The 329-nt window shown below is 46.5% G+C and carries 1 protein-coding gene; it reads left to right on the forward strand.

Going from position 1 to position 329, the window contains the following annotated elements:
• The coding region (locus CXF60_RS00630) for a GTP-binding protein (protein ID WP_228706992.1) at positions 1 to 329 on the forward strand (329 nt) is incomplete at both ends.

The raw sequence follows: 329 nt of genomic DNA on the forward strand, positions 1-329 counted from the left end.
TAGCCGTCACTACGCACACGTAGATTGCCCAGGTCACGCCGATTATGTTAAAAACATGATCACTGGTGCGGCACAGATGGACGGCGCAATCCTAGTAGTATCTGCAACTGACGGCCCAATGCCACAGACTCGTGAGCACATCTTGCTTTCACGTCAGGTTGGCGTACCGTACATCATCGTATTCATGAACAAATGTGACATGGTTGATGATGAAGAATTGTTAGAACTAGTAGAAATGGAAGTTCGTGAATTATTGAACGACTATGACTTCCCAGGCGATGACACTCCTATCGTTAAAGGTTCTGCTACTGAAGCCCTAAAAGGCTCAG

It is taken from the genome of Psychrobacter sp. 4Bb (genome assembly GCF_002836735.1).
Taxonomy (GTDB): domain Bacteria; phylum Pseudomonadota; class Gammaproteobacteria; order Pseudomonadales; family Moraxellaceae; genus Psychrobacter.